Source organism: Pseudarthrobacter sulfonivorans, assembly GCF_024391045.1.
Lineage (GTDB): Bacteria > Actinomycetota > Actinomycetes > Actinomycetales > Micrococcaceae > Arthrobacter > Arthrobacter sulfonivorans_B.
In genome coordinates this window covers 1-5,476 of record NZ_JANFCZ010000046.1, presented here as the reverse complement: position 1 = coordinate 5,476, position 5,476 = coordinate 1, and the positions used below count along the sequence as shown (strand labels likewise).

The following is a 5,476-nucleotide window of genomic DNA, read 5'->3' as shown; positions in this document are numbered from 1 at the left end:
GTTTTTTGTTCCCTGGGCAACGAAACCCTTGGTGCGGGTTTGTTGGTTGGGAACCACATAGTGGACGCAAGCAGTCTTATTTTCTTTGTACCACCCGTGATGGGTGCAAACGCTTTTGAAACCGTTTGCCACGGGTGGTGTGTGGTGTAAGTTATCGGCCTATTAGTACCGGTCAGCTTCACGAGTCGTTAGTCCTCGCTTCCACATCCGGCCTATCAACCCAGTGGTCTGGCTGGGGGCCTCTCACACACAAGGTGTATGGAAATCTCATCTCGAAGCGAGCTTCCCGCTTAGATGCTTTCAGCGGTTATCCCATCCGAACGTAGCTAATCAGCGGTGCACTTGGCAGTACAACTGACACACCAGAGGTTCGTCCGTCCCGGTCCTCTCGTACTAAGGACAGCCCTTCTCAAATTTCCTGCGCGCGCAGCGGATAGGGACCGAACTGTCTCACGACGTTCTAAACCCAGCTCGCGTACCGCTTTAATGGGCGAACAGCCCAACCCTTGGGACCTACTCCAGCCCCAGGATGCGACGAGCCGACATCGAGGTGCCAAACCATGCCGTCGATATGGACTCTTGGGCAAGATCAGCCTGTTATCCCCGAGGTACCTTTTATCCGTTGAGCGACGGCCATTCCACAATGTACCGCCGGATCACTAGTCCCGACTTTCGTCCCTGCTCGAGATGTCTCTCTCACAGTCAAGCTCCCTTGTGCACTTACACTCGACACCTGATTGCCAACCAGGCTGAGGGAACCTTTGGGCGCCTCCGTTACTTTTTAGGAGGCAACCGCCCCAGTTAAACTACCCATCAGGCACTGTCCCTGACCCGGATTACGGGCCGAAGTTAGATGTCCAAAGTGACCAGAGTGGTATTTCAACGATGACTCCACCCGAACTGGCGTCCGGGCTTCAACGTCTCCCACCTATCCTACACAAGCCACTCCGAACACCAATACCAAACTATAGTAAAGGTCTCGGGGTCTTTCCGTCCTGCTGCGCGTAACGAGCATCTTTACTCGTACTGCAATTTCGCCGAGTTTATGGTTGAGACAGCGGGGAAGTCGTTACTCCATTCGTGCAGGTCGGAACTTACCCGACAAGGAATTTCGCTACCTTAGGATGGTTATAGTTACCACCGCCGTTTACTGGGGCTTAAATTCTCAGCTTCGCCCGTAAGGGCTAACCGGTCCTCTTAACCTTCCAGCACCGGGCAGGAGTCAGTCCGTATACATCGTCTTGCGACTTCGCACGGACCTGTGTTTTTAGTAAACAGTCGCTTCCCCCTGGTCTCTGCGGCCCCGATCCCCTCCCACCAGCACGTGGTGTTCAAGGTTGGGGCCCCCCTTCTCCCGAAGTTACGGGGGCATTTTGCCGAGTTCCTTAACCATAATTCTCTCGATCGCCTTAGTATTCTCTACCTGATCACCTGTGTCGGTTTGGGGTACGGGCGGCTAAAACCTCGCGTCGATGCTTTTCTCGGCAGCATAGGATCACCAAATCCCCCCAACAAAGGGGGTCCCATCAGATCTCAGGCATCATGAGTGGCGGATTTGCCTACCACTCGCCCTACATCCTTAGACCGGGACAACCATCGCCCGGCTCGGCTACCTTCCTGCGTCACACCTGTTAATACGCTTGCCTCCCAGGATCAGGTCCCGCGCTCCACCAAAACCCTCACACCACAAGGGTGATCGGGCAGGTTTCGGGCGGTTAGTATCCCCTGTTCAACATGGACGGTTTTTCGCCGGTACGGGAATATCAACCCGTTGTCCATCGACTACGCCTGTCGGCCTCGCCTTAGGTCCCGACTTACCCAGGGCAGATTAGCTTGACCCTGGAACCCTTGATCATTCGGCGGACGGGTTTCTCACCCGTCTTTCGCTACTCATGCCTGCATTCTCACTCGTGTAGGCTCCACCGCTGGTTTACACCGCGACTTCACTGCCCACACGACGCTCCCCTACCCATCCACACTCCTGAACCACAAAGGCTTAGAGACTGTGTGAATGCCACAACTTCGGCGGTGTACTTGAGCCCCGCTACATTGTCGGCGCGGAATCACTTGACCAGTGAGCTATTACGCACTCTTTTAAGGATGGCTGCTTCTAAGCCAACCTCCTGGTTGTCTTCGCAACTCCACATCCTTTCCCACTTAGCACACGCTTAGGGGCCTTAGTTGGTGGTCTGGGCTGTTTCCCTCTCGACTATGAAGCTTATCCCCCACAGTCTCACTGCTGCGCTCTCACTTACCGGCATTCGGAGTTTGGCTGACGTCAGTAACCTTGTAGGGCCCATTAGCCATCCAGTAGCTCTACCTCCAGCAAGAAACACGCAACGCTGCACCTAAATGCATTTCGGGGAGAACCAGCTATCACGAAGTTTGATTGGCCTTTCACCCCTACCCACAGCTCATCCCCTCCATTTTCAACTGAAGTGGGTTCGGTCCTCCACGACGTCTTACCGTCGCTTCAACCTGGCCATGGGTAGATCACTTCGCTTCGGGTCTAGATCACGCCACTGCAACGCCCTATTCAGACTCGCTTTCGCTACGGCTTCCCCACACGGGTTAACCTCGCGACGTAACACTAACTCGCAGGCTCATTCTTCAAAAGGCACGCCGTCACACCCATACAGCAAGCTGCAGATGCTCCGACGGATTGTAAGCACACGGTTTCAGGTACTGTTTCACTCCCCTCCCGGGGTACTTTTCACCTTTCCCTCACGGTACTGGTCCGCTATCGGTCATTAGGGAGTATTTAGGCTTATCAGGTGGTCCTGACAGATTCACACGGGATTTCTCGGGCCCCGTGCTACTTGGGATACTCATCCGGGCGGCACAAAACATTTCGGTTACGGGGCTCACACCCTCTCTGGCCGGCCTTTCAAGACCGTTCACCTATGCCTGCACATCACACCCCACCAGCCCGGCAGAACTGGTATGGAAAGTCCCACAACCCCGACCATGCAACGCCCGCCGGCTATCACACATGGAACGGTTTAGCCTGATCCGCGTTCGCTCGCCACTACTAACGGAATCACTATTGTTTTCTCTTCCTGCGGGTACTGAGATGTTTCACTTCCCCGCGTTCCCCCCACGCACCCTATGTGTTCAGGTACGGGTCACCGAGTCACTCGCGCGCTCGGCGGGGTTTCCCCATTCGGACACCCTGGGATCACAGTCCGGTTATCGACTCCCCCAGGCTTATCGCAGATTCCTACGTCCTTCTTCGGCTCCTAATGCCAAGGCATCCACCGTGTGCTCTTAAAAACTTGACCACAAAAGATCAAAAAACTAATTCACGAGAGAACCACGAAAACCAACCACACCCAACAACACCCCACCCCAAAAGGGCAGACCATCACCACGCGCAGCCAGATCCAGGTTCATATTCTTGGAAATTGCTTCTTATAAAAGATGCTCGCGTCCACTATGTAGTTCTCAAACAACAACCCCAAACCACACACCCCACACACGCAACCCCACAAGGAAGTCACCACGCATGATCAGTGCAGCCAGGAAACCAGAAACAAACAAACCCGGAACCCCCACCCACAAAGGGAAGGAAAACCCCGGTCCTGTTGCCTCAGGACCCAACAGTGTGCCAAACACTACCCACCACCACGCACCAGCCGCGTTCCACAACCCCTCACCCTCCCACCAAAGGAAGAAGCAAAAGGTCCGTACTAACAAAACCGGTCCGTGCCACCAGGCACCTATTTGTTGATATTCCACCCGTGAGCACCCGCCGCAGAACAAACGTCTGCGCAACGGGCGTACTCCTGACAAACCCCCACACCACATACATGGCATGAACCGGTCTGTAGGCGCTCCTTAGAAAGGAGGTGATCCAGCCGCACCTTCCGGTACGGCTACCTTGTTACGACTTAGTCCCAATCGCCAGTCCCACCTTCGACAGCTCCCTCCCACAAGGGGTTAGGCCACCGGCTTCGGGTGTTACCAACTTTCGTGACTTGACGGGCGGTGTGTACAAGGCCCGGGAACGTATTCACCGCAGCGTTGCTGATCTGCGATTACTAGCGACTCCGACTTCATGGGGTCGAGTTGCAGACCCCAATCCGAACTGAGACCGGCTTTTTGGGATTAGCTCCACCTCACAGTATCGCAACCCTTTGTACCGGCCATTGTAGCATGCGTGAAGCCCAAGACATAAGGGGCATGATGATTTGACGTCGTCCCCACCTTCCTCCGAGTTGACCCCGGCAGTCTCCTATGAGTCCCCGCCATTACGCGCTGGCAACATAGAACGAGGGTTGCGCTCGTTGCGGGACTTAACCCAACATCTCACGACACGAGCTGACGACAACCATGCACCACCTGTGAACCGGCCGCAAGCGGGGCACCTGTCTCCAGGTATTTCCAGTCCATGTCAAGCCTTGGTAAGGTTCTTCGCGTTGCATCGAATTAATCCGCATGCTCCGCCGCTTGTGCGGGCCCCCGTCAATTCCTTTGAGTTTTAGCCTTGCGGCCGTACTCCCCAGGCGGGGCACTTAATGCGTTAGCTACGGCGCGGAAAACGTGGAATGTCCCCCACACCTAGTGCCCAACGTTTACGGCATGGACTACCAGGGTATCTAATCCTGTTCGCTCCCCATGCTTTCGCTCCTCAGCGTCAGTTAATGCCCAGAGACCTGCCTTCGCCATCGGTGTTCCTCCTGATATCTGCGCATTTCACCGCTACACCAGGAATTCCAGTCTCCCCTACATCACTCTAGTCTGCCCGTACCCACCGCAGATCCGGAGTTGAGCCCCGGACTTTCACGGCAGACGCGACAAACCGCCTACGAGCTCTTTACGCCCAATAATTCCGGATAACGCTTGCGCCCTACGTATTACCGCGGCTGCTGGCACGTAGTTAGCCGGCGCTTCTTCTGCAGGTACCGTCACTTACGCTTCTTCCCTACTGAAAGAGGTTTACAACCCGAAGGCCGTCATCCCTCACGCGGCGTCGCTGCATCAGGCTTCCGCCCATTGTGCAATATTCCCCACTGCTGCCTCCCGTAGGAGTCTGGGCCGTGTCTCAGTCCCAGTGTGGCCGGTCACCCTCTCAGGCCGGCTACCCGTCGTCGCCTTGGTGAGCCATTACCTCACCAACAAGCTGATAGGCCGCGAGTCCATCCAAAACCACAAAAGCTTTCCACCCCCCACCATGCGATGAGGAGTCATATCCGGTATTAGACCCAGTTTCCCAGGCTTATCCCAGAGTCAAGGGCAGGTTACTCACGTGTTACTCACCCGTTCGCCACTAATCCACCAGCAAGCTGGCATCATCGTTCGACTTGCATGTGTTAAGCACGCCGCCAGCGTTCATCCTGAGCCAGGATCAAACTCTCCGTTGAAGTAAAACAAAAACAGAAAACAACCAACACCCCCGGAAATAACGGGAAACGAAGGCTGCAAAAATTTGAAACCAGCTGTAAAAACCATGCCCACCACGGGGTGGCGGCACAGC

The 5,476-nt window shown here is 55.3% G+C and carries 2 rRNA genes; both read right to left on the bottom strand.

From position 1 onward, the window contains the following. Positions 1-141: 141 nt before the first annotated feature. Positions 142-3,281 (bottom strand): 23S ribosomal RNA (locus tag NQJ30_RS18715). A gap of 560 nt (positions 3,282-3,841) precedes the next feature. After that, positions 3,842-5,363: ribosomal RNA gene (locus NQJ30_RS18710) — 16S ribosomal RNA — on the bottom strand. Together the 16S and 23S rRNA genes form the textbook arrangement of a ribosomal RNA operon. Positions 5,364-5,476 lie beyond the last annotated feature (113 nt).